General features: G+C 47.5%; 16 protein-coding genes, 3 tRNA genes and 1 riboswitch. Of the genes, 6 read left to right on the forward strand and 13 right to left on the reverse strand.

All coding sequences use genetic code 11. From position 1 onward, the window contains the following. Positions 1 to 80 precede the first annotated feature (80 nt). Positions 81 to 155: transfer RNA gene (locus NFR28_RS08440), tRNA-Asn, on the reverse strand. Between the two features lie 87 nt (positions 156 to 242). Beyond that, the gene (trpS, locus tag NFR28_RS08445; RefSeq protein ID WP_251179370.1) at positions 243 to 1,289 is read right to left on the reverse strand and encodes a tryptophan--tRNA ligase; all 1,047 of its coding nucleotides are present in this window, start codon (positions 1,287 to 1,289) and stop codon (positions 243 to 245) included. A gap of 239 nt (positions 1,290 to 1,528) precedes the next feature. Here trpS and NFR28_RS08450 point away from each other — a divergent pair. The 3 genes from NFR28_RS08450 to NFR28_RS08460 all read left to right on the forward strand — a co-directional run bounded on the left by NFR28_RS08450 (position 1,529) and on the right by NFR28_RS08460 (position 2,862). Continuing rightward, positions 1,529 to 1,603 (forward strand) — tRNA-Val (locus NFR28_RS08450). Positions 1,604 to 1,986: 383 nt separating this feature from the next. After that, positions 1,987 to 2,061 (forward strand) — tRNA-Ile (locus NFR28_RS08455). A gap of 39 nt (positions 2,062 to 2,100) precedes the next feature. Beyond that, complete coding sequence (locus NFR28_RS08460) at positions 2,101 to 2,862, forward strand: YczE/YyaS/YitT family protein (RefSeq protein ID WP_251179371.1); 762 nt, start codon at positions 2,101 to 2,103, stop codon at positions 2,860 to 2,862. Here NFR28_RS08460 and rlmKL read toward each other — a convergent pair. From rlmKL to NFR28_RS08890, 5 genes are all read right to left on the reverse strand, one after another. Then, on the reverse strand, positions 2,783 to 5,071 hold the full coding sequence (gene rlmKL / locus NFR28_RS08465; protein WP_251179372.1) for a bifunctional 23S rRNA (guanine(2069)-N(7))-methyltransferase RlmK/23S rRNA (guanine(2445)-N(2))-methyltransferase RlmL: 2,289 nt from the start codon (positions 5,069 to 5,071) through the stop codon (positions 2,783 to 2,785). The genes NFR28_RS08460 and rlmKL overlap by 80 nt on opposite strands. Before the next feature lie 15 nt (positions 5,072 to 5,086). Then, a complete protein-coding gene (gene rpoD, locus NFR28_RS08470; RefSeq protein WP_251179373.1) occupies positions 5,087 to 6,313 on the reverse strand; it encodes an RNA polymerase sigma factor RpoD in 1,227 nt (408 codons plus the stop codon). A gap of 133 nt (positions 6,314 to 6,446) precedes the next feature. Beyond that, the gene (gene priA / locus NFR28_RS08475; protein ID WP_251179374.1) at positions 6,447 to 8,777 is read right to left on the reverse strand and encodes a replication restart helicase PriA; all 2,331 of its coding nucleotides are present in this window, start codon (positions 8,775 to 8,777) and stop codon (positions 6,447 to 6,449) included. A gap of 6 nt (positions 8,778 to 8,783) precedes the next feature. Then, a complete protein-coding gene (gene metK, locus NFR28_RS08480; protein ID WP_251179375.1) occupies positions 8,784 to 10,049 on the reverse strand; it encodes a methionine adenosyltransferase in 1,266 nt (421 codons plus the stop codon). 8 nt (positions 10,050 to 10,057) lie between these two features. Next, positions 10,058 to 10,152: riboswitch (SAM riboswitch) on the reverse strand. Positions 10,153 to 10,347: 195 nt separating this feature from the next. Continuing rightward, on the reverse strand, positions 10,348 to 13,644 hold the full coding sequence (locus NFR28_RS08890; RefSeq protein ID WP_275556982.1) for a hypothetical protein: 3,297 nt from the start codon (positions 13,642 to 13,644) through the stop codon (positions 10,348 to 10,350). A gap of 228 nt (positions 13,645 to 13,872) precedes the next feature. Here NFR28_RS08890 and NFR28_RS08490 point away from each other — a divergent pair, with 228 nt between their 5' ends. The 3 genes from NFR28_RS08490 to NFR28_RS08500 are packed head-to-tail and all read left to right on the forward strand — an operon-like array spanning position 13,873 to position 17,652. Then, positions 13,873 to 14,652 carry an ABC transporter permease gene (locus NFR28_RS08490; RefSeq protein ID WP_251179376.1) on the forward strand — a complete coding sequence of 260 codons (780 nt, stop codon included), beginning with the start codon at positions 13,873 to 13,875 and terminating at the stop codon, positions 14,650 to 14,652. 9 nt (positions 14,653 to 14,661) lie between these two features. Continuing rightward, entirely contained in the window at positions 14,662 to 16,467 is a 1,806-nt protein-coding gene (locus NFR28_RS08495; protein ID WP_251179377.1) for an ABC transporter ATP-binding protein, read from the forward strand. 6 nt (positions 16,468 to 16,473) lie between these two features. Continuing rightward, entirely contained in the window at positions 16,474 to 17,652 is a 1,179-nt protein-coding gene (locus NFR28_RS08500) for a LicD family protein (protein ID WP_251179378.1), read from the forward strand. Between the two features lie 58 nt (positions 17,653 to 17,710). Here NFR28_RS08500 and NFR28_RS08505 read toward each other — a convergent pair whose 3' ends face one another. From NFR28_RS08505 to NFR28_RS08530, 6 genes are all read right to left on the reverse strand, one after another. After that, positions 17,711 to 18,895: a glycosyltransferase gene (locus tag NFR28_RS08505; RefSeq protein ID WP_251179379.1), complete on the reverse strand. Its 1,185-nt coding sequence runs from the start codon at positions 18,893 to 18,895 to the stop codon at positions 17,711 to 17,713. A 4-nt stretch (positions 18,896 to 18,899) separates the two neighbouring features. Then, a complete protein-coding gene (locus NFR28_RS08510) occupies positions 18,900 to 19,988 on the reverse strand; it encodes a glycosyltransferase family 2 protein (RefSeq protein ID WP_251179380.1) in 1,089 nt (362 codons plus the stop codon). An 18-nt stretch (positions 19,989 to 20,006) separates the two neighbouring features. Continuing rightward, positions 20,007 to 20,336, reverse strand: coding sequence for a DUF2304 domain-containing protein (locus NFR28_RS08515; RefSeq protein WP_251179381.1), 330 nt, complete (start codon positions 20,334 to 20,336; stop codon positions 20,007 to 20,009). A 4-nt stretch (positions 20,337 to 20,340) separates the two neighbouring features. Next, positions 20,341 to 21,021, reverse strand: a complete 681-nt coding sequence (locus NFR28_RS08520) for a glycosyltransferase family 2 protein (RefSeq protein ID WP_251179382.1) — start codon at positions 21,019 to 21,021, stop codon at positions 20,341 to 20,343. A gap of 79 nt (positions 21,022 to 21,100) precedes the next feature. After that, positions 21,101 to 21,895: a sugar phosphate nucleotidyltransferase gene (locus NFR28_RS08525; protein WP_251179383.1), complete on the reverse strand. Its 795-nt coding sequence runs from the start codon at positions 21,893 to 21,895 to the stop codon at positions 21,101 to 21,103. A gap of 44 nt (positions 21,896 to 21,939) precedes the next feature. Next, on the reverse strand, positions 21,940 to 23,556 hold the full coding sequence (locus NFR28_RS08530; RefSeq protein WP_251179384.1) for a phosphotransferase: 1,617 nt from the start codon (positions 23,554 to 23,556) through the stop codon (positions 21,940 to 21,942). Between the last annotated feature and the right edge of the window lie 73 nt (positions 23,557 to 23,629).

Genomic DNA, 23,629 nt, shown 5'->3' on the forward strand with positions numbered 1-23,629 from the left:
GAAATTACCTGTTCACGCTTATAAAAGGTGTGTTTAGAAACTAAAAGGAGCCCGCTTTCGCGAGCCCCTTCAACTGATAATGGCTCCCCGGGTAGGATTCGAACCTACAACCCTTCGGTTAACAGCCGAATGCTCTGCCGTTGAGCTACCGAGGAATAACGCTGCGCTTCATCGCGCAAGTGGTTATTATACCGAAGTCGCGAGTTTGTGCAAGTACTTTTTTTCCGCAACTTCCAAACGGCTTAATACACCATGTGCATTGCCTCACGAACTTCATCAAGTGTAGCATTTGCAATCTGGTTTGCACGCTTGTTTCCATCATGGAGCACGTCTTTGATGTAGTCCATATCTTGTTCAAGCTCACGACGACGTTCGCGAATGGGCGCAAGATACTCGTTTACACTTTCTGTCACATAGCGCTTCAGTGCACCAGCACCATTATTTCCAATTTCTGCCGCAATATCCACCTCATCGCGACCGGTGCATAATGCTGCTGTGGTTAGCAAGGCTGAAACGCCTGGACGATTTTCCTTATCAAATGTGATAAAGCGCTCAGAGTCAGTCTGAGATTTCTTGATGAGCTTCGCCGTTTCTTCCGCTGTCAAAGAGAGCGAGATAGCGTTTCCGTAGCTCTTCGACATCTTGCGACCATCAAGTCCAGGTATCTCAACTGCATCGGTTAACAGTCCAGATGGCTCAGGGAAAACATGGCCATAGCGTTCGTTGAAACGGCGCGCAATTTGTCGCGTCTGCTCAATGTGCGGGAGCTGATCTTTTCCAACCGGGACAATATTGCCTTTGCAAAAAAGAATGTCACAAGCTTGATGCACAGGGTACGTAAGCAACAAACCCGTTAATGCATGCCCTGATGCTTCTTGCTCTGATTTAACAGTCGGGTTGCGCAACAACTCTGATTCGGTCACAAGCGACAAAAACGGCAGCATTAGCTGATTGAGTGCTGGTATTGCAGAGTGCGTGAAAACGATGGTTTTTTCAGGATCAATTCCGCAAGCCAAATAGTCAATGACCATATTGTAAACATTGTCTTGAATATGATCGGTGGTATCTCGGTCAGTAATGACTTGGTAATCAGCAATAATAACGCGTGTTTTTATGCCCATGTTTTGCAATGCAACACGCTCGCGAATCGTCCCAAAATAATGCCCCATATGCAAACGACCTGTCGGCCTATCGCCAGTAAGCATCGTGTATTTTTCTGGATAAAGTGCCAAATCGGCACGAATTTCGTCACTTCGTTTTTTACTTGCTTCAAAGCTATCGTTACTCATGAAACCCTCTTTGAGATCGTGATCGTTACAAAACGCAAATGAAAGTGTACGTTATTTGGGGCTTTTTGTCAGACCTTATCTTTGCCTGCCCTAATCACGACTATTTATCTTCCGCGCTTAACGTTCGTTGTAACCTTCGATGCTGAGATTCATTTGAAACACTTGTTGCAACATTTTCCTTGCATAAACGATAAGGTATCGCTAATATAGAGATTCGTTGCATACGCAACAACAACCATGGTCGCTTGGCTCAGCGGGAGAGCATCGCCTTCACACGGCGGGGGTCACAGGTTCAAATCCTGTAGCGACCACCATGAATTTGCAGGTCAGTGGACAATTCCTACTGGCCTTTTCTTTTTCTTATGCATATTATTGCTCTTATTCCGAAAGTCCTAGTAATATCCAGATCGCCTTTTGCAGTGACATTGATGATCACCTTTTGCCGTGGCATTGAATGATTTTTACACGGGCAAGCATTGGGCGTACACCAAAATCGCAAACCAGAATCACTAACCTGAGCCACCAATCACAATCGCAAACAGGAGCAAACAGCACTCACAAAACACTGAAGATTCGCGATTTGCGCGTTCGTTTTGTGCCGCTGCTCTAAGAAATGCAAAATCGTTGCAATCCTGTGCTAAACTGATCGACGACATTTAGTATTTTGCATTTAGCTTTTACTTTCTGATCACATTTTGGGCCCATAGCTCAATGGCGGAGCAGGGGACTCATAATCCCTTGGTTGCAGGTTCGAATCCTGCTGGGCCCACCACATTTCACACACAGACATACACATGAGAGATTCGAGCATATGAAAAGTTTATTTGCGCGCTGCTGCCTTTTAGCGCTTGGCATAGTCGTTATGGCTCTTGGCATTGACTTTATTGTTGCAGCTGACCTTGGCAACTCCCCTATTTCGTCATTTGGATATGTACTCACCAAAGCCTTTCCAGGTATTTCATTTGGTGTATTTATGTTTGTCTGGAATATGCTCCTGCTGCTTGGCCAGGTCATTATTCTGCGCAAACAATTCCATCCTGTGGCGCTTTTGCAAATACCTATATCGGTACTCTTTAGCTTAGCTATAGACGCTTTTGGTATACCCTTCAGCTTTGTTGAGCCTATTAATTACCCACACGCGCTACTCTTGCTCGCTATTGGCATTGCCATTTTGGCGCTTGGCGTAGCGTTCACTGTTGTAGCAAATGTTGCAATGAATTCGGGTGAAGCCCTGGTGAGCGCTATAACCACAAAAACAGGTTGGAACTTCGGTCACACCAAAGTTGGTTTTGATTTAGGCTGCGTAATATTGGCAGTAGCTTCGTCACTTTTGCTCACAGGCGGAATCATCGGTGTACGTGAAGGGACTCTTGCAGCCGCCGCATGTACAGGATTTATCGTCAACATATACGTGCGGGGTATGGGAGGTGCGCGCCCCGCACTTCATGAAGCCGATCTAAAAAATGTTGTCCAAGCATTTGAGCAAACTTCAACTACCCAAGCCGCGTCACAAGATACGCCTTGTGAATTTTCTGATTTCGCTCAAAATCGTGCGGAATCGTTTGAGGCGTAATATCTTCAATCTTAACGCCATAGCGCGCAAGTTGATCCACATCGGGTTTAAAGTTGCGAAGGTTGCACGAGAATATCGCCTGACCATCTTTTGTTAAGAGACGCGAAACTCCAATCAAAAGTTCAACATGGTCTCTTTGTACATCCCATGTTTTGTTCCCCATTGCTTTTGAATTAGAAAAGGTTGGCGGATCCACAAAGATAAGATCAAATCGTCTTGGCTGTCTTCGTGTTTGCGTAATCCAACTCATGACATCTGCGCGTTCATAGGTGTACTGCGGTCCGTCAAAGCCATTTTGCTCCATATTGCGACGCGCCCAATCCAGGTAAGTCTGTGACAAATCAACAGTACATACCTCCGTAGCGCCTCCTGCAGCAGCATAGACCGACGCGCTTCCGGTATAGGCGAACAAATTGCAGACGCGTTTGCCATCTGAAAGCTTCTCAATCATCTGACGCGTGATGCGATGATCTAAAAACAACCCTGTATCCAAATAGCCCGACAAGTCCACCTCAAACAGATGACCGTTCTCGATTACGTGTGTAACATAGTTTCTCCGAGAACGATCTGCGTATTGCGCTCCACCCTTATCGCGCATACGCGTCTTAGAAAAGACGTGATCAGGACGAACGCCAAGGACAAGAGGTACAATAGCCAAGACGTCTTCAAAACGACGTCGCGCAAGATTTGCATCCACACTACGTGGTGGTGCGTATTCCGCAATATGGACGTAGTCGTTTCCACGCGCTTGATCCTCACCAGTATAAACATCAATTGCAACTGCATAATCTGGCAAGTCGGCGTCGTAAAGGCGATAGTTTCCAATGCCCTCTCGTTTTGCCCACTTTTTCCGTTCTTTGAACACCTTGCGAAGGCGGGCTGCAAATTGCTCAGAAGCTGCCTCATGCACTTCAAGCTCGTGCTCTGATCCACCTTGGTTATCAGGGATCCTAATTACAATACCTGCCTGCGGAGGCGCATCAAAGACACATGCCGTCTGTGCAATACGTCCACTGCCGAACAGTATTTGATTGCTTGGGGACTCTCCGTAGCGACCAGCAACACTGTCATCTCCCACAAGCACTGCCAAAAATGCATCTTCGCAATAGCTTCCAGCAGCACTAGCAGCACTCATAAACGCGGCCAACTCTGCCTGTCGCTGAGCTTCAGCGCGAGCGGTGTCAACCTCAGAAAGAACCGAAGCAACCACACATGACTTGCTTTCAGAGCACGCGCGTTTTACCAAATCAGGCAACTGATCAACGTCGGCAAACTCAAAGCTTACAACCGGGCGAAGTCCTGCACGTTTTGCGTTTTGGCGCGCTTGTGAAAGTGCTGGCGATGAGGTGGTAGCGCCCATAAAACGCGCGTTCCAGCCACCTTTCTCTCCCCCTTTTTGCGAAGCGTTTGAAGCATCATCCAAAAGCGCGGCAAGCCCTCGTTCAAACCGCGCATCAGCCTCATCAAGTAGCGCGTCCCAAGCTCCTTCATCAAAAGCAACCCAGCCAAAAAAGCCCCACTTGTCCCGCGTTAATCCACACGCCAAATCAGCCGCACACGAAGCAGCTTCAATAACTATCGCACCTTCGCCACATACCGGATCCACCACTGACCACGTGCGATCATGTGAAGCATGAGCTACCCCGACACCAGCAAGCGCTAATGCGCCAGCTGCCAATGCACACGAAATTGAGCTATCGCGCTCATCTTTCGGGTCTAGATATCCGCGCTGATAGAGTGATTTACCTGTCAAATCAAGCGAGATTGTTGCCTTTTCATCACGAATGCGCACATCAATAACTAAATCTGGGTCAGTCGTGTCAATTTCTGGACGCACGCCTCGTTCCTGCAAGAGTTGATCACAAATCGCGTCTTTGACCTTGAGTTCCACAAAATGCGTGTTACGAAGCTCTGCATTGGTGCCATGGGCGCGCACTGCAATACGCGCATCAGGGCGCACAATATCACTCCATGCAACTTCGCGCACAGCGGCATACAACGCATGCGCATCAGCCGCGCTTACGCGAGCTACTACACACAAAACACGCGATGCTAATCGCGACCACAAGCATACGCGCAAAACATCAGCAGCTTCTCCATAAAAGGCAACGCCCCCGCCGAGGGGACGTGTGCGCTTGATACCCAGTTCTTTTAGCTCGGCTGCTAACAGTTTTTCAAATCCGCTTAAGCAGCTCGCAAAAAATTCCATGTATATCTTTTATCCTTAATCCTCAAGGTAGTCCTTGAGCTTCGATGACCGAGACGGATGGCGCAGCTTAGCCAGCGTCTTACTCTCAATTTGGCGAATACGCTCACGCGTTACCCCAAACTCTCGACCTACTTCTTCGAGTGTGCGCGGATGTCCATCTTCAAGGCCAAAACGCAAACTGATTACTTTGCGCTCGCGCTCTGCCAGACCATCCAGCACTTTTTGAAGTTGCTCTTGCAGCATTGAGAAGCTTGCCGCATCGGGAGGAACTACCGCTGCGTCGTCCTCAATGAAGTCTCCCAGCTGAGAATCTTCTTCTTCACCAATAGGTGTCTCCAGCGAAACGGGCTCTTGCGAGATCTTTTGAATCTCGCGAACACGCTCGGCAGAAAGACCCATTTCTTCACCAATTTCTTCTGGGGTTGGTTCGCGACCAAGCTCTTGTAACAACTGTCGCTGAATGCGAACGAGCTTATTGATGGTTTCAACCATATGCACAGGGATGCGAATCGTGCGTGCTTGATCAGCAATTGCGCGTGTAATAGCCTGGCGAATCCACCAAGTTGCATACGTAGAGAATTTGAATCCCTTCGTGTAGTCAAACTTTTCAACAGCACGAATCAGACCCAAGTTGCCTTCCTGAATGAGGTCCAAGAAGAGCATGCCGCGTCCTACATAACGCTTTGCAATGGATACTACCAAACGCAGATTTGCCTCAATGAGCTGCTGTTTTGCATCTAGGCCAACCTGCTCAATACGACCAAGACGACGTTTTTCTCGGCGATCAAGCTCAATGCCTTCATCCTCTGCGCGCTCCAACTCTTCCGTTGCAGCTACGCCCGCCTCAATCTTCATGGCAAGGTCAATCTCTTCAGATGCCGTCAACAGCGGCACCTTGCCGATCTCCTTGAGATACATACGAACCGGATCACCGGTCAACAATGTCACACCCGCATCAGCATTGCGCTTACGCGCGCCACTGCGCTTTGTTTTTGCGCCAACTTTGGGCAGCTGCACATCTACGGTTGCCTTAAGTTCTTCTTCAGGGATACCCTCAAGCAGATCTTCCTCATCATCACCGTCAGATAAGCTGCCTTCAAGTTTGTCATCAAGAGTGTCAGTGGCACTTACGTCCACATCGGCCTCTAGAACCTCTTCATCATCAAGCGTGTCTTCCGCTACAATTACTTCTTCAACGTCATTATTTACTTCTGCAGATTGTTTTTTGGAAGCTTGAGCCACGTGATCTTCCTTTCTGGCACGCTTTAGACATCACTTCAAAAGAATGTCGTCACATGCTCTGGGCATAAAGATACAGCAGATTATTCTAGCACAAAAATTCACTCGTGCACCAAAAATATATCGCACATTACAGCTACAACAAATCTTCTGGATCAATATCAACTGCCACATTTACCGACTCATGCGTTTTGCGCGCCCGGAAGAAGGGCAACAAAACCTCAGACAGATCCGCCTGAGGTGCGCCTTTCACCAATATGTGGTAGCGATACGTATTGCGAAGCTTCGACAAAACACAAGGAACCGCAGGCAAAACGCTTATACGCATCTCAGGTACATCTAACGCCACCTGCGCTAGTTCAGCCTGCAACTCATGAGCATATTCACAAACAGTGCGCTCAGAATTACCCCATAGCAACACGTTAGCCATACGCACAAACGGTGGATAGCCCACCATCTGACGCTTTGCCATCTCGTTTGCCATAAAGGCATCGCGGTTATAGGTTGCCGCCGCACGGATAGCAATTGAATCCGCTTCGTAAGTCTGCACAAACACGCGTCCGTCCAATTCAGCACGTCCCGCACGCCCTGCTACCTGCTCAATCAAATCGAAGGTTCTTTCGTTGGCACGATAGTCCGGTAAATGTAATTGCGTATCCGCGTTAATGACGCCCACCACCGTTACATCTTCGAAATCAAGGCCTTTCGCAATCATTTGCGTACCCAGCAGTACTGCAGCTTGAGCAGCGCCAAATTCTTCCAGAAGACGCTGGTGTGATCCCTTTTTTGAGGTAGTATCAGCATCCATGCGGATTATGGGCACGCCGGTCCCAACACCATCAAGAGTGTCTAATAATGCACGCAACTCCGCCTCAACGCGCTGCGTGCCGGCACCAAACTTCTTCAAATACGGACTGCCGCATTCAGGACAGCGCGCAGGAACCTGCGTCTTAAAACCGCAATGGTGACACGCTAAATAATTGCCCTGCTCGTGGTAGGTAAGCGATGTTGAGCACGAAGGACAGGTTGGAACAAACCCACAGTCGCGACAGAGCAAAAACTTTGCGAAGCCTCGCTGATTCAACAACAGTACAGCCTTATTGCCCCGCGCAAGTTCTTCTGCCAAAGCACGCGTAAGTGCTCCTGAAAACATTGAGCGAGAGCCACTTGAAAACTCAGCAGCCATATCAACGACATGAATTTTCGGAAGTGGTTTTTTGTTGGCGCGCTCAGGCAAAGAAACCTGATGCCAATCATCGCGGGTCTGACAGGCATACAAAGACTCAAGAGCCGGCGTAGCACTTCCTAAAACAACGGTAGCACCACGCCGCTTCGCCATCCAAATGGCAACATCCCGCGCATGATAACGCGGTGCGCTGTCTTGTTTGTAGGAGCCTTCATGCTCCTCATCAATCACAATAAGTCCCAAATTGGTCAGTGGCGTAAAGAGTGCAGAACGCGCACCCACCACAACACGAGCTTGCTTACTTCGAATGAAGTCCCACTGATCATAGCGTTCCCCGGCACTCATGCGCGAATGCATTACCGCCACCGTATCGCCAAAACGACCACGAAAGCGCCCAACAGTTTGAGGGGTAAGCGAGATTTCTGGAACAAGCACCAGCGCGGTTTTTCCTTGCTTGAGTACATGTTCAATAGCCTGCAAATACACCTCGGTTTTGCCCGAACCTGTTACGCCGTCAACAACAACCACTTCGCCCGCTGCTCTATCTGATGCCTCATTAATTACACACAGAGCGTGATCTTGGCCATCAGTAAGGTGGGGCTTGTGCGTAGGCTCGAATTTCTCTGATGACGCGCTTGACGTACCTGCAACGTCAACACCACGCATACGGCGCCTATGCTCAATCACAATGGCACCTTTTTTCTCAAGTGTGCTCAGCGTGGAAGAAATCCCTCCAAACTCGGTGGCAAGCTCAGCAGCACGCACGTCTCCACCACTTGCAAGCGCCTCTAAAACCATGAGTTGCTTTACAGCGTTTTTGCGAGGCTCATAATCAGAAAAAGCAGGACCAGGCACCACCCATCGATCATCCACTTCACCAACAATTGGCTCTTCAAGACGCCAACCACCTGCGCGCTCTTTCACCATACGCGGCACACCACCGGGTGGGGTAAAAAGGCGAACGCATGAGGCAAGCGGCGCTATGTAGTGATCAGCAAGCCACTTAGCACACGCTGCACCCTCAGCATCAAAATAGGGTTTCGAGAGCACTGCCAGCAATGGTTTTATCTTCGCGGGATTACAAGCTTGTTCGACTAGATCGTCAAAGATATCCATGACAAATCCAACCGCTTGCCTATGCCCAAACGACGCTAAAACAGCACAACCAACTTGAACGCCTATACCTTCGCCCTCAACTAAAAACTGATCAGGGATAGCATAGGTATAGGCGCATTCAAGCGATTGCGTTGGGATATCCAGAATAACCGAAGCGTACTTCATTCAATCTTACGCTAAGCCACACGCAGCACGGAGCTGATCAACTCTATCGGTGTTCTCCCAAGTGAACTCGGGTAACTCGCGACCAAAGTGACCATATGCTGCAGTCTTTTGATAAATCGGACGACGAAGATCAAGCGCATCAATAATAGCACCCGGTCGAAGATCAAAGACTTCTTTGACCGCTTGCTCAATGTCTTGTTCAGGGACGGTATTGGTGCCGAAAGTCTCAACAAGAACACTAACAGGACGCGCAACGCCAATAGCATAGGCTATCTGAACTTCACAGCGGCTTGCTAAACCAGCAGCCACAACGTTTTTCGCCACCCAACGAGCTGCATATGCTGCTGATCTATCAACCTTGGTGCAATCTTTACCCGAAAAAGCACCACCACCATGACGTCCCATGCCGCCATAGGTATCAACAATAATTTTGCGACCCGTAAGACCTGAGTCTCCCATCGGTCCACCAACAACAAAACGACCAGTTGGATTGATGTAGATATCTTCATCATGAGGCATAGCTAAACCTTCAAGCGCTAATACAGGCGCAATAACATTTTTGATGATCTCGCTACGCAACACTTCATGCTCTACGTCGTCGGCATGCTGACTAGACACTACAATCTTTTCAACGCCAACAGGTTTACCATCCTCGTAGCGCACAGAAACTTGCGTTTTACCATCGGGACGCAAGTAGGGCATTTCGCCATTTTTGCGAACTTCAGTCAAACGCTCAGCCATGCGATGCGCCAAATAGATAGGCATTGGCATCAAGGTAGACGTTTCATCACAGGCATATCCGAACATCATGCCTTGATCTCCAGCGCCCGTTCTTTCATAGGGGTCATCTACCCCTTTGCCATGTTGAGCCTCAAACGACTCATCAACGCCTTGCGCAATATCAGGTGACTGATCATGGATGGTATTAATAACACCGCAGGTCTCACAGTCAAACCCATATTTAGCACGGTCGTATCCGATCTCACGAATTACGTTACGCACAATAGCAGGGACATCAACATATGCTTGGGTGCGGATTTCGCCCGTCACCATCACCATGCCTGTAGTAGCCATCGTTTCGCAAGCACAACGCACTTGCGTTGGGTCGGCTGGATAGCCATTAGGAGCAATATAATTTTGCGAAGCAAGCTCAATTTCTTTGGCTAGAATAGCGTCCAAGATTGCATCCGAAATTTGATCACATATTTTGTCCGGATGACCCTCAGTAACCGATTCTGAAGTAAACAGATAGTTAGAATGCAGGTTTGACACGATTTCCTCCTTCATCGCTGTCGGCTGGACCACCTTGACGCCATAGCGCCAGGTTGGTGCCGGGATCACAAAGCCAACTCTTTCCCCCGGCTCTTGATAAATGAATATCAATTTGTACCAGAATACTTACAAGTCCATGATGGTAACAATCGCGCTTCGTTGACGCAAGATTAAAGCGCGGAATGTTGCGTAAAACCCGTAGATGTTACCAAAAGATTACCAATATGATCACTAATGAGGTTACCACAGGTGTCGTTGAACCTTCTTTGACCAGCATCGTTTTGCTAAGACAAAACAGCTAGACCCATCGGCCCGAACCATCCAGGTAATACCAACTACCACCTGTTCTCACCCAACCAGTTTGCATAGCGCCGGACGAGTTCGAGTAATACCACCAGCCGCCGACTTGATACCATCCAGTCTTCATTGCTCCTGATCCGGGCGTCAAGTAATACCAAACTCCACCCACTTTTGCCCAGTTGGTTGCCATAGCACCACTTGAAGTGAGGTAATACCATACGCCTCCGGTCTTGAGCCAACCGGTAGCCATGGCACCATTAGCGCGCAAGTAATACCACGCACCTCCAACCTTGTGCCAACCAGTTGCCATAGCGCCGTTAGCTTTGAGGTAATACCAGATCCCTCCCACCTTTAGCCAACCAGTTGCCATAGCACCAGATGACTTCAAGTAATACCACGTACCTCCTACTTTCAGCCACCCAGTTTGCATAACGCCTGTTTTAGGCATCAGGTAATACCAAACGCCACCTATTTTTTGCCAACCAGTAGTCATAGCACCTGAGGTGGAAAAATAGTACCAAGCATTATTGATTTTATGCCAACCAGTTACCGCCTTACCGGATACGTAGTACTTCTTTACAAGCCCAGTCGTGACCCAACCATTTTTAGCTGTTGGTTTTATAGTCGAAGGTTTAGATGGCGAAGGAGAGCCAGTGTTTCCGCCTGGTTTTGAGGTGGTGTTACCAGGTTTGGAACTACCACCTGTGCTACCGCCCGGCTTAGTGGTACCACCCGGCTTGGAGCTATCGCCTGGTTTGGTGGTGGTGTCACCCTCATTACCACCTGGCTTGGTGGTGGTGCCGCCCGAGGTATCCCCACTGGATCCGCCAGTATTCCCGCCCGTCGAGCCTCCACCTTGCGGAGCCGCTAACAATTCATGCTGTTTGAGCACCGCTGCATTCTTTACCCCATCAACTAAAGCAACAACAAACTGACCTGCATGTGACACCGCTGAAACTGCAGAGCTCGATGAAGCAGAAGTGCACACATCAAACCCAACCTGACTCCATGCAGTAATTGCAGAAGGGTCACAAGCATACACGCGCGCAACTCCCATAGCGTTGTTGTCTTCGATGAGGCTTACATACAAACGACCTTGTGCCGCCGTCAGATTTGCCGCCCATTGTGTGCGAGGAAGAGCAGAGACCGACATTGAATCCATAAAGGCTTCGCCCTTAAAACGAAGAATCTGAGGATCAAGCGTGCCATCAATAAAACGATACAGATACGTTATATCCCCAATCCTCGCCGAGGATTGTATGCGCGCTGTTCCCGCTTGCTGGCGTCGCAACTTCCAAGCTCCTGAATTCAGCGAAAAAACCGAAGTTGAAGGACTTGCTGCTGAAAAATCCGAGAAGGTCACAGCGGCTTTGCCACCTAAGTCAAACAAGTGAAGACCCGCTATTACCGAACTATTGCCAAAGGAAGATTTCTCTAAGTTAAGCGCATTGCCCACTTGTACAAGATCTGACCCAGACAACTTAAAAACGGTAAGGCGGCGCGATGCATCCTCATGAAGCGCAACGTAAAGCTCACCCGAAATGCTTGCACAAGCCACATCAGCAATTCCCGCCGAATGTGACGTCACAAGCGTCCACGATGACCCGTCATATCTTCTGATTTGCACCTTGTCAAAGCCAGAAGAAAGCGAGACAAAGTAGAGTGTTTGCCCTACAACTACCAGCTGCCCTCGCGCCTCACGAGAAGCAATTACACCAAGATCAACAAACGAACCTGCACCAGCCGCAGTTGCGGTGTTAATCCGATACAAGTGATAGGTGCGCATGTTTTCCTCCGTCAACAGATACGGAGTGCTACCCGCAACTACCAACTGCGAATTAGTCAGATTAGAACCAATGGAGGCGTTCTCACCGCCAAGTGTTGAAAGCCAATAATCTTGTTGGCTGTAATCAGCAAACGAAAGCTTAAACGTAGAAGAGGCGCTTCCTTCACTTGCAACATCAATTCTGATCCCCGAGTTTGTTCCATCAGAATAAACAAGCGCGCCATCGGTAATTGTTGCTGAAAGATCAGTTGACCCAAGCGACGACGCAACACCAGCAGGTCTGTTTGCCGCATTCGTCAGATAGGCATAATAGGGGTTGCCTGCCGCGTCGGTTAAACCAGTTTCACCTGGCCGAAAGAGATAGATGTAGTCTTGCGTGAATCCGTCACCAGCGGTGTTCCCCATATCACGGCGAAGGGGATTAACACGATACACAATCAAACCCGTGCCACCAATAAAACGATCTAGGTCAGCAGATCCTACACCCTTTTTTCGATACTCAATGACGAAATATTCAGTGTCATTACGAGGCGATTTCACCATAATAGCCTGCTCGTGTTCGGAACCGGCAAGTCCAAGCGTATAAGTTCCTGCAGCTGTAACCTCTTTGAGCGTCGTCCAGCCTATATCTTGCCGTGTTTGCGCAAGCGGCCACGAACGCGATGCGCCCTTTGCCATGACATCCCAAATACCAACCGGCTCACCCGATCCTGACAAGCGATACAAATCTGGTGCGCCGTAAGAATGAAGATACTCATGCGCTGCGACACTTGCCGGATCGGGCTCTCCCCCCGAATTCATGCGTGTGGTATCCACAATGTTATAAGAGCCAATGTATTTGTTCCCAAGCAAAAGGTTATACGAAGACCCATCAGCTTTATGAGACGTAAAGATTCCTTCGCTAACCTGCGGAATAATAACCACGTTATCGAGGTAGTCTTTGCGAATAAGACTCGCGCTTGAAGCATCATAGTCGGGGAATTGTTGGGCAAATTGCGCCGCAACTTCGCTTAAGAGTCGCTGATCATTATTTACATACTCAGTTGCTGCACCAGGAAGGGTTATATAATCAACACCGCCATCCTCACGCGTTTGGGGAAACGTGGAATACACTTCGTGCTGACCTTGAGAAATTGTCTTTATATAGGCGCGAAAACTTACCCAAGTAGCACCAGACGCAACTGAATTGTATTTCTCAATCAAGCGCTCCCATTGCGTTGTTGCGCTTGAACCAGCAGCGCTATAGGGTACATTGTAGCCGGTCTGACCATCGCCACTCGTATCTCCAGCAAAACGAACTACCAGCACCAAATTGCCATGCGTAATCCCTGCAGGGACAACATCATGCACAACAGGCGCAACCGCGTTATCTTCTGGATTCAAAGACTCTGAAACGAAACTATCTTCTGACACCTGAGTGGCAAAAGCCAGTCCAGGAGCAGGAAACGTTGAGGCAAAGGCTACCACTAAAGCAATGCACACAATAAACAAAGCGCGCACTGACTTCATAAAAGCTCTCGAAAGCGTCTTGTTTTCCATAGCTAAAACCACTGTTTCTCCCCCACGGTTGTTTTAGGAATCGAAAAAGGCATTGTATCATGGCCCATGAGCACCTTCACTCCAACCGTCTGCATCGTCTCTCCATCAAATAGCGCCCGCCGCCACACCTTCTCTTCAGTGCGCTATACTATGACCCACACTAATCCAATATCAATCAGCCAATAAATGAGGTTCGTTTTGTCTGAAAATACCGTAACTAGCTGGAAAAAAGATCGCTTCATCCTAACAGCACTGGTTTCAAAAGACTTCAAACTCAAATACCGTCGAAGTATGCTCGGCGTACTTTGGTCGGTACTTAATCCTTTACTCATGATGGTAGTTCTCTCTGCTGTTTTCAGCTTCGTTTTTCGCTTTGAGATTGAGAACTTCCCGCTTTATCTCATTTTGGGAAATACTCTTTTTGCACTTATGGCAGACTCAACATCTTCTGCCATGCATTCCATCATTGACTCGGCATCGCTCATCAAAAAGATCCGCATAAACAAGATGGTCTTTCCTGTTGAAAAAGTTATTTTCCAATTGGTGAATTTCATTTTCTCGCTTATTGCTATTGCGGCCGTTATGCTCTTTTTCCGTGTGGCACCCACGGCAAATATTCTCTTTTTGCCACTGTTGCTATTCTATGTTGTTCTTTTCAGCCTCGGCATTGGGCTCCTTCTCAGTGCGCTTGCAGTATTTTTCCGCGACGTATGCCATCTCTGGGGCGTTGTCATCACCGCCTGGACGTATGCCACGCCTCTGTTTTATCCGGTCACCATTCTTGATAGCTGGATGCTCAATATCATGCAATTCAACCCCATGTATTACTACGTCACGTATTTCCGAGAAATAATGCTGTGGGGTCAAACGCCTGGCCTAGGTGAAAACCTGATGTGCTTCGCGTTTGCAGCTGTGATGTTTGCCATTGGATATCTAGTTTTCCGTAAAACTGAAAAGAAATTCATTCTCTACGTTTAGGACGAATATATGCCTGAAGTTGTAAATACCTCTTTTCTTGAATCAACGCTTGATGTTGCCGCAGATGAACAGCGCGAAACCGTTATTGGAATCAATAATGTTTCCATGGTGTTTAATATGGCAAGCCAGCAGCTCAATTCGCTCAAAGAGTACGCTATTGCCCTTGCGCGCCACGAGCTACGCTTTAAAGAGTTTCGCGCCTTAGACAATATTTCCTTCGATATCAAACGCGGAGATGTCTTTGGTATTTTAGGAACTAATGGTTCAGGCAAATCAACGCTTCTCAAGATTATTGCAGGCGTTTTGGAGCCCACTGAAGGCTCTTGTACCATTAACGGCACAATTGCTCCTCTCATTGAGCTTGGCGCTGGTTTTGACATGGAGCTTACCGCACGCGAAAACATCTATCTCAATGGTGCATTGCTTGGGTATACCCATGACTATCTCGATGAGCACTTTGACGAAATTGTTGACTTCGCCGAAGTAGAGCAATTCCTTGACATGCCCATGAAAAATTATTCATCGGGCATGGTCGCTCGTGTTGCTTTTGCCGTTGCCACCGTTGTCGTGCCTGATATTTTGATTGTTGACGAAGTGCTTTCAGTTGGCGACTTCATGTTCCAGCAAAAATGTGAACGTAAAATTGAATCGCTCATCAAAGACCACCAAGTTACCGTTTTGATTGTTTCGCATAGCAACGCTCAAATTGCACGCTTGTGCAACAAGGCGGTCTGGATTGAAAAAGGGCACATGCGCACCATCGGTGATGTTGAAAGCGTTTGTTCTCTTTATCGTATCTTGGGTGGTCACGAAGGCAGTCCGGAGTCAGAGGCACTTGTTTATGACGCCCTTAAGCTTCCCAGCGTTGAAGCAGGCGAAGATATCACGCAAACTATCGTGGGTGAAGATCGTTTTGGGAGCGCAGTAAAACTGCGTGAAGCATCTTCAATTCCCACCCAAATGCCAACTATTGTGGTGGCGCCCGGCACCAATGATGCCCTTTGCATGCTTGCAAACCACGTCTCAGCAACAATGAAGGCGCCCCTTTATTTGGTACGACCCGATGCCATCCCCGACATAACCGCACATGCACTCAAGCAAGAGGCACCTCAACGCGTTATTGTCATTGGGAACGAAAACGAAATCTCCCCCGTTATTGAGTCGGAGCTTGCTGAATTGCTCAACGACGCACAATTTGTTCGCATCAGCGGAGACACACCGCATGATGTAGCGCTGAATGCCTACGAGCAACTTGACGGCTGGGGTTCTTGTGCAGTTGTCACGTGGGCAGGTTGTAGTGCAGACACTATCTCTTGTATGCCAGTTACTCTACGCAAACAAGCTGCACTTTTCTATGTCCCACGAGGTGGCGGCCTTGACGAACAACTCAAAACCGTGCTTGAAGCGGGCGCCTTTGACGAAATTATCGTGCTTGGCGGCGAGCCAACCCTTCCCACTACCGATCTTGAGGCGCTTCCTATTGCGCGCAAAAAACGATTCTGTGCACCCAACCCTTCAGAGGCAAATCGCGTCATTAACGAATGGGTTGACGACGAGCTTGATACCGCCGCCGCGCAACTTATCATGGTTTCAGCGGCAGATCCGGCAGATGCTTTTGCAGTGGGACAATATGTCCTTTCAGATCATAGTCGCGTATTGTTTGAAAATGCCGGCGATCTTGACTCTATAGCAAACGCTATTCGCATGATTGATAATCGCAAAGGTGCAGACCTTACGCTTACCTTTATAGGAAGCCATGTCTTGTTCGATGAGACCGATAAAACATTACTAGCCAAAGTGATGAAAGCGCGGTAATTACCCATGAGTGCACTCAGACAACTCTACAGAAAACTCTTTGCTACACGACGTGCGGTCAGAGACTTGCAAGAACAAGTTGATCGCTTGCAGGAATACCAGCAGCGCGAGCTAGAAGCACTTCATCGTCGTATCAGCGAAAGCACCGATACACTTACTGCGCGCATCCATCAAGCCGACAACGGCATCAACGGGAACCTTAATACCAAAGTTGACCAGGTTGTTATGCCGCTTTTGCGCACCATTGAAGGCACCCTTGATGCTCACGATGTGCGCTCAGAAATCTTTGGCTGGAACACCTATCGCAAAGAAGACGAAACGCTCAATGAAGCTAAGCGTCGCTTTTTCCGTGAACTGCCTCCAGCTCACGGCAATGCGCGCCTCATTCAGCTTGTTACCGCACAACTGCTCAGAGACTTCGACCAATTCTGCCAAGAAAACGAAATCGTTTATTGGCTAGAGTTTGGCACATTGCTTGGCGCGGTTCGTCATGGCGGCTTTATTCCATGGGATGACGATGTTGATCTAGGTATGGTGCGCTCTGAGGTTGCACGACTCGAAGAAGCTGTTATCAAAGATTCGCGCTATATCATTACGCACGTCTTTGATAAATATGCCAAGTGTGAGCAAATTCGTTTCCGCTATACAGATGAAACCATTCCGTGCTTTTTGGACATTTTCGTCTTTGATACCGCACAAAAACCAACGCGCGAACTCGTAGACGAACTGCGCGAAATTCGCCACCAGCTTACTGACGAGCTTGATAGTGACGAGCGCTTTGCCTTCTGGTCGCAAACGCCATACCTTGACAGCCGCAATTCTGCGTCTCATACGCTCAAAGCGCGCTACGAAAAAGCTATTGCTGATACACAAGCTTGCGGTTTGTGTGCTAACCAAGAACAGGCGACTGCGCTAATTTGGGGTGTTGAGAATTTTGACTTTCTCACCATGGTCAAGGGCAATTATGCCTACGACGATGTATTCCCGCTTGTCCGCATCCCCTTTGAGGGACACCTCTGCTATGCGCCTCATAACGCCGAAAAGCTCCTAGCGCAATCATACGGAGACTATCTTGCTGTGCCACACGACATTCGCACGCACTACAAGCACATTGATCAGACGCTTGTGGATGACGAAGAGACGCAAGAAATATTGCGCACGTCATTAAGGGATCCACAAGCCTAGCATCATCTCAATTGCAAGAGCTAAATGCTTTTTGATTGTGCGCCTCTACGGCTTATGTCTATGAATTAAGTATTTTGAGCGCAGCTACGCGATCAGCTTCGTATGCCTCAAGGAGCGCTTCGCGCTCAAGGCGCTCTTGTTTATGAGCTTCTGACTCAGGAAGAGCCTTCTGGCATGCTTGCTTAATGGCTCGGAATGGTCGCATAAGAACGTCATGACCAAACTTTCGTACGCAGAATTTCCATCCATAGCGATGACGAAAATAGAGCCATAACACCTTTTTTGCTTCAGCCTTACTTAAAGGCGCAGGGTTCATAATACGCGTAAACATACCACGCGTACCACCCTCAAGATCATCGGTATCAAGGTCATCCCAATAAGGCAACACTAAGGCACGCATATCCGTTATGGTTTGGTTGCATGCATGCTCTTCACTTGAAAGTGCATCAACTCCAGCGAATTCACCAAACCACTCAAGTAAACGTCTTCCCTCCAGCGAAAGCCAACCTTGCTCATCCCAGATAGAGAAAATCTTCTCAGCAATGTTGACATGGTTATTCGCTTTTGCCGCCTTACTTGACAGACGCTGATCCATGAGCGAATCCTTGCGCGATGTGCGATACAAATATAGCTTGTCGTCAATCACTTCACATCGTGTAGCTTGAGGATATGCTTCAAAATAAAACACCTGGTCTTCACCAAAGCGAACATCTTCACGAAATTGCAAATGGCAGCGTTGCAGAAAATCTCGCGATACAGCAGAGCGCCACACATAAGGACGTACATCTTCGCGAAACATAAGGTCAAAATCTTGACCAACATAAGAAGCTGGAGCGGGAGAAAGACAACCTACCAACCAATCGTTACCGCCCCAAGCCGGATAGCAAGAAGCGCCAAAAGTCACTATGTCAGCGTCGGTTTCCTCAAAAACCTCCAATACACGCTCACAGGCATGCGGCTCAAGGAGGTCATCAGAATCTACGAACATAAGATAAGGAGATTGCGCCCGAGCAATACCAGCATTACGCGCCGACGAGAGACCGCCATTAGGCTTGTCCACGACCACGATCCGCCTATCAAGCTTCTGGGCTGCTTCCAATAATGAAAGCGATCCGTCAGTTGAGCCATCATTTACGCAGATGATTTCAATATCTTCAAGGGTTTGCGCGCGTACAGTTGCCAAGCATTGAGCCACGAAGTCCTCAACGTTATAAACCGGAACAATAACTGAAATACGCGCCATACTATTAGCTCCGTGAAGCCATCTTCTGCTTAACTGCAAGCGCAAGCAACCCTACACCACCAATATCCAGATAGTGCTTTACTTTTTGCACTGCCGAATATTCGTCTTTGCAGGTACGCTGCGCGAAAAAAAGATCAGGTGAAAGCATAATAGTTTTAAGGTCTGGCACTTTCCACCAGTCAAAGATCTCAAGATCAATGGTACCCTGATCGGTATGCGCTCTAAACTCCTCAGAGAATCGCTGCAAAAACTCACGACCAAGCTCAGGAGAAAGACGCTCAAAGTTCCACATATAGGTATCGTATTTCATCTTGGTCAATACGTTTTGCAATGCTGCTTGCTTCTCGGGTCGCTCACGCAAATAGCGATCCATCTCAGCATACTCATCACACACACAATAAACCTTGCCAGGTGAATTCACCGAAGATGCTTCATTATCCTGACGATAGTGCAAATAAGCCTCGTCAAGATACACCACACGCTCGGCAGAAACCCACACTTTGAAATTAAAAGCCGCGTCTTGATATGAAGCACCTGGTGTTTCTAAGAAAACAATGTCGTTATCCTCCAAGAAATCACGTCTATACAACGCAGACCAAATGGAAGGTTTTGAGTAGAAAATCTCACGATTAACCTGCGGATTCTCTAAGTGATTACACAGCGTTTCAGGTACGAGAGCACAGTATTCATTGCGCGGCGTAGGCGTTGACCAATAAAAATAGAACCCCGCCTTTACCACCTGAGCATCAAATTCATGTGCCACTTCATACATGCGCGCTAAACCGTCTGGCTCTAGATAGTCGTCAGATTCAAGAATGTTGACATAGGTGCCACGCGCTTCTCTCAAGCCTTGGTTCATTGATGCGCCATACCCTGAATTAGGCTTGTCAATCACACGAAAACGCTTGTCTGCATCCATGAAACGCTGGATGATATCGCGCGAGGAATCCGTTGAACCATCATTAATGCAAATCACTTCAAAATCAGTAAAAGTCTGATTGCGAAGTGACTCTAAGCATTCTTCCAAATAGCGTTCGACATTATAAATTGGAACAAGCACCGAAATTTCCGGCGTCTGCGTCGCAGTATCCACGCACCCACTCCCCTTACGTTAGCGTTTTTCGCGCAAAGCAATCTCTTGGGTAAGCGCAACAACCTTCTGACGCAAACGTGCAACGTCAGCTGAAAGCGTAAACGCCTTTATGAACAAAATTGCAATCACGAAGAGAAAGACAAAATTTGAAGGCGAATCAAAACCAAGCCAATCTGAAACAACAAAGGCAATTTGCGGGATAAGCGCGATAAGAACAAAACTGCCCGCAAACAAAAGCCAAAAGACCGAGTCACTTGCTTGCATTTCAGATTTACGAATTTTTCGAATTACCATGGCAAACACAATAACGGCGCCAACGACCAAGAAAATGCGCAATGCAATATTCATGCTATCACCTGAACCACTGAACAAAGAGAATGGACATACACGTGCGCATCATATATGAGATAGATTTCGAAAAACTTAAATAACTCTCACCGGCGCTTCGTTCGCGCATGTCGGCTTGCACCTCAACAACATTTGCACCACGGCGAATCAGATAAGCCACCGTATCGGGTTCAGGCCCAAAATCAGACTCACTGATAAAGCGCTTGATCATATTACGATCATACAAACGCATACCTGAAGTAGGATCGTTAATGCGCTTACCAGTTGTCAGCTTAATCATGCCTGAAATTAATGCAGAACCAGTCATGCGTGCACTGGCTTGTTTCTTCTCAGTAACAAACCGAGATCCAATCACAATGTCAGCATGCTGATCAATTGCTGCGTCAACCATTTTCTGAATAAACTCAGGGCGATGTTGTCCATCAGCATCAAATTGCACGGCAAAGTCATAACCATTCTCCCAGGCGTATTTCATGCCCGCCTGAAAACCACCCGTCAAACCAACGTTGACCGGGAGATTTAAGACATTGTATCCGTGCTCTTGGCAAACGGCCAACGTGTTGTCTTTAGAGCCATCGTTTACGATGACATAGTCAATCTGAGGAGCTAACGCTTTGAGCTCCTCGACCGTATCAACGATGCTCTCTTCTTCGTTGTATGCAGGTATAATAGCTAAAGTTTTCATAACTCGTCATTATACTCACATTTTGCAACGTCGTAGGCAAAAACTTCACTTCGCGAAAGCTTCACGCGCTCAATGGAACTTATTGCCTTGCATATGAGCTATCAAGAGCAACTAATTCTTCAAAGGTATCAATCTCATCAACGTCGTTAAAGGTAATAGGACGAAGGTGTATCTGATAGTTATCGCGCGCTAATACACAAGGAACATCATCCCAAAAACGCTGCTGATACTCTTTCTGTTCAAATGCTTTCACCAAGTCAAGTGCAAGTTGTGCGCCATCTTGCTTATCCCAATACGAAATACCATACATGTGAAAACAATTCGTACCTCCCTTGTGGAGGTCATAGATAACACCTTGATCATCAACATCAAAACACCAATCAGGTGTTTGCTCTACTGGCACACCCACATAGTTTGTCTCAAACTGATACGCGGGTAAGATTGCTGGGTTTTTGATAAACAAATCAGACTCGAATACATAGGCATTTTGAAAATGATCCCGAGCCACTACTGCGCTAGAAATATTGTTTGTCGTGTCAAAAAGTGGGTTAGTAAGAATTTCAATCTGAGGATACTTTTCTTTAAGCTGTTCAAATTGATCGCCCTTATATCCCACAACAATATAGATCTCTTCCACACCCGCATGCACAAGCGCATCTAATATGGTGTCTATAATACGAACGCCGTTAACACAAATGAGCGGTTTAGGAGTAGTTTTTGTTGCCGGCATCAAACGACTTCCAAAGCCCGAAGCAAGCAAAACTGCTCGCTTTACTTTGTAAGGAGCCAGAAGCTCTTTTTCTTCTGCCGTGAGTACACCCGCATCGTATTTCAAAACCAAATCGTCAAACTGCTGACGAGAAAGCGTACCCATGAAGACTCCTTTGTCGTTTTGCACATAGCTTTTTGCGCTGATAGCTATTCTTGGTAATAAACAAATGCCGCTTTGCTAAACGTCTGAGCAGCATCAAACCAGATACGCGCCCATTCGTCCATGGGGTTTCCAAGACTGGCTTTATATTGAGACCAAACAAACCAAAAATAACCGACTAAACCAACCGCTCCAAGCACATGGCGCACTTCTTCGGGCGATGGTATGCGTCCGTAATACAAAGGAAGCATCTTTATGGTTTGTTCTACATCGTAACCAGAACCTTGTGCTATAAAACTTCCTAAGTCATTTGCATAATCACACATGCCAGCATACTCCCAGTCAATAAGCTGCATGTCGTCATCGGTAACTAAAATATTTGGACCGTAGAAATCATTGTGACAAAAGACCGGTTCTGTTCTGTCTTGCTCCATGAGTTTATCAAGACACAAGATATCGTGGCGAAGCGCGTCAAATTCTTGAGGCCAGGTCCACCCTTGCTCATTAAGTACTTTTTCCATTTCGTCTGCAAGCGCCAGATAATCAAACGTTACTGGCAGACTCACGCCACTTGTATGAAGCTTTCGAACAAGCGAAAGTGCTTTTTCTACCTGTTCGGGATTTTCATAATCAAAAGGCACGCAACCATCTACAAAGGTAGAGATCTTCCATCCCACCTGAGGATCCGCAAAGAGATAGGTTGAATCAAGACCAAGCTCTTTTGCAAGCTCTAAGGCTCGTGCTTCATTTGCGCGATCGATTATCTCGTTAGTGCCTGCCCCAGGATGGCGATACACATACATGTTTTCGCCAACCTCAAACAGAACAGACAAGTTTGAGAGTCCCGTCTCAAAAGGATACACTCCCGAGATATCGTCGCGTTTGCACTGAAGCGTGTTGCAGATGTTATCCAAAATGGTTGAGTCAACGTTCTCAAAAAAGTCAGTATCAAAGCAACGAAGGTCGTTTAAATAATTAAATTCGTAGATAACGCCCGGCTCATAGATTTTTACCTGCAGCTTAAATTCATCAAGATGCGCAGCCAATAACTCATCCCATAAAAAATGAGCGCAAGCGGGATCTGCATAAGCATCCGCTAAGATTTCAGTCAATCGTGTTGAGTAAGCCTCATTTAAAAAGATTGGTCCTTGCAACCGCAAATTGCTTTCAACCACACCAACCTCTTCCAGCACTCCATCAATCACCAAAATGCGCTCTCCACCAGGTTCAGGTGAGCGCACGGCCGAGCAATATGGAGCAGACACCTTTGAGGCAAAGATATTCTCGGTATAGTACTGATCAGCTGAGCAAATATAACTATTAGCCAACTTATCAGCAACCGCGTACAATGACGCAAAATTATTCATATCGGCATATGCAGGATTAAAGATCACTTCAACACCATCAATGTCTTTAAGATAGTCAAAATCCTCAGACATATAACCAACTACAACGTATATCTGCGAAATACCTGCTTCTTTCAGCTGGCGAATCATGCGATCAATAAGAATCTCGCCACGCACCTCAAACATAGGCTTAGGCTTCTCAAAAGAAAGTGGAGCAAAACGCGAAGCTTCGCCTGCGGCTAGAATAACAGCGTTATCAACGCTATAGACACCAGAAGAAGGCGCTTGATATGAGAACAAGTGGTCTTGGTTGGTCACGGATGCGGCCCTCTCCTGTTGACGATTAATCATGCACTCGTAAGTCGAGCCATGCGAAACGCCATTTCTTCAC

Origin of the sequence: Adlercreutzia agrestimuris, from assembly GCF_943193125.1 — a bacterium.
Classification (GTDB): Bacteria; Actinomycetota; Coriobacteriia; order Coriobacteriales; family Eggerthellaceae; genus Xiamenia; species Xiamenia agrestimuris.

Excerpts from the sequence above, each read along its gene's own strand:
- trpS (WP_251179370.1), bottom strand. The coding sequence starts at position 1,289 with ATGAGTAACGATAGCTTTGAAGCAAGTAAAAAACGAAGTGACGAAATT.
- NFR28_RS08460 (WP_251179371.1), top strand. The coding sequence starts at position 2,101 with ATGAAAAGTTTATTTGCGCGCTGCTGCCTTTTAGCGCTTGGCATAGTC.
- rlmKL (WP_251179372.1), bottom strand. The coding sequence starts at position 5,071 with ATGGAATTTTTTGCGAGCTGCTTAAGCGGATTTGAAAAACTGTTAGCA.
- priA (WP_251179374.1), bottom strand. The coding sequence starts at position 8,777 with ATGAAGTACGCTTCGGTTATTCTGGATATCCCAACGCAATCGCTTGAA.
- NFR28_RS08890 (WP_275556982.1), bottom strand. The coding sequence starts at position 13,644 with ATGAAGTCAGTGCGCGCTTTGTTTATTGTGTGCATTGCTTTAGTGGTA.
- NFR28_RS08495 (WP_251179377.1), top strand. The coding sequence starts at position 14,662 with ATGCCTGAAGTTGTAAATACCTCTTTTCTTGAATCAACGCTTGATGTT.
- NFR28_RS08500 (WP_251179378.1), top strand. The coding sequence starts at position 16,474 with ATGAGTGCACTCAGACAACTCTACAGAAAACTCTTTGCTACACGACGT.
- NFR28_RS08505 (WP_251179379.1), bottom strand. The coding sequence starts at position 18,895 with ATGGCGCGTATTTCAGTTATTGTTCCGGTTTATAACGTTGAGGACTTC.
- NFR28_RS08515 (WP_251179381.1), bottom strand. The coding sequence starts at position 20,336 with ATGAATATTGCATTGCGCATTTTCTTGGTCGTTGGCGCCGTTATTGTG.
- NFR28_RS08520 (WP_251179382.1), bottom strand. The coding sequence starts at position 21,021 with ATGAAAACTTTAGCTATTATACCTGCATACAACGAAGAAGAGAGCATC.
- NFR28_RS08525 (WP_251179383.1), bottom strand. The coding sequence starts at position 21,895 with ATGGGTACGCTTTCTCGTCAGCAGTTTGACGATTTGGTTTTGAAATAC.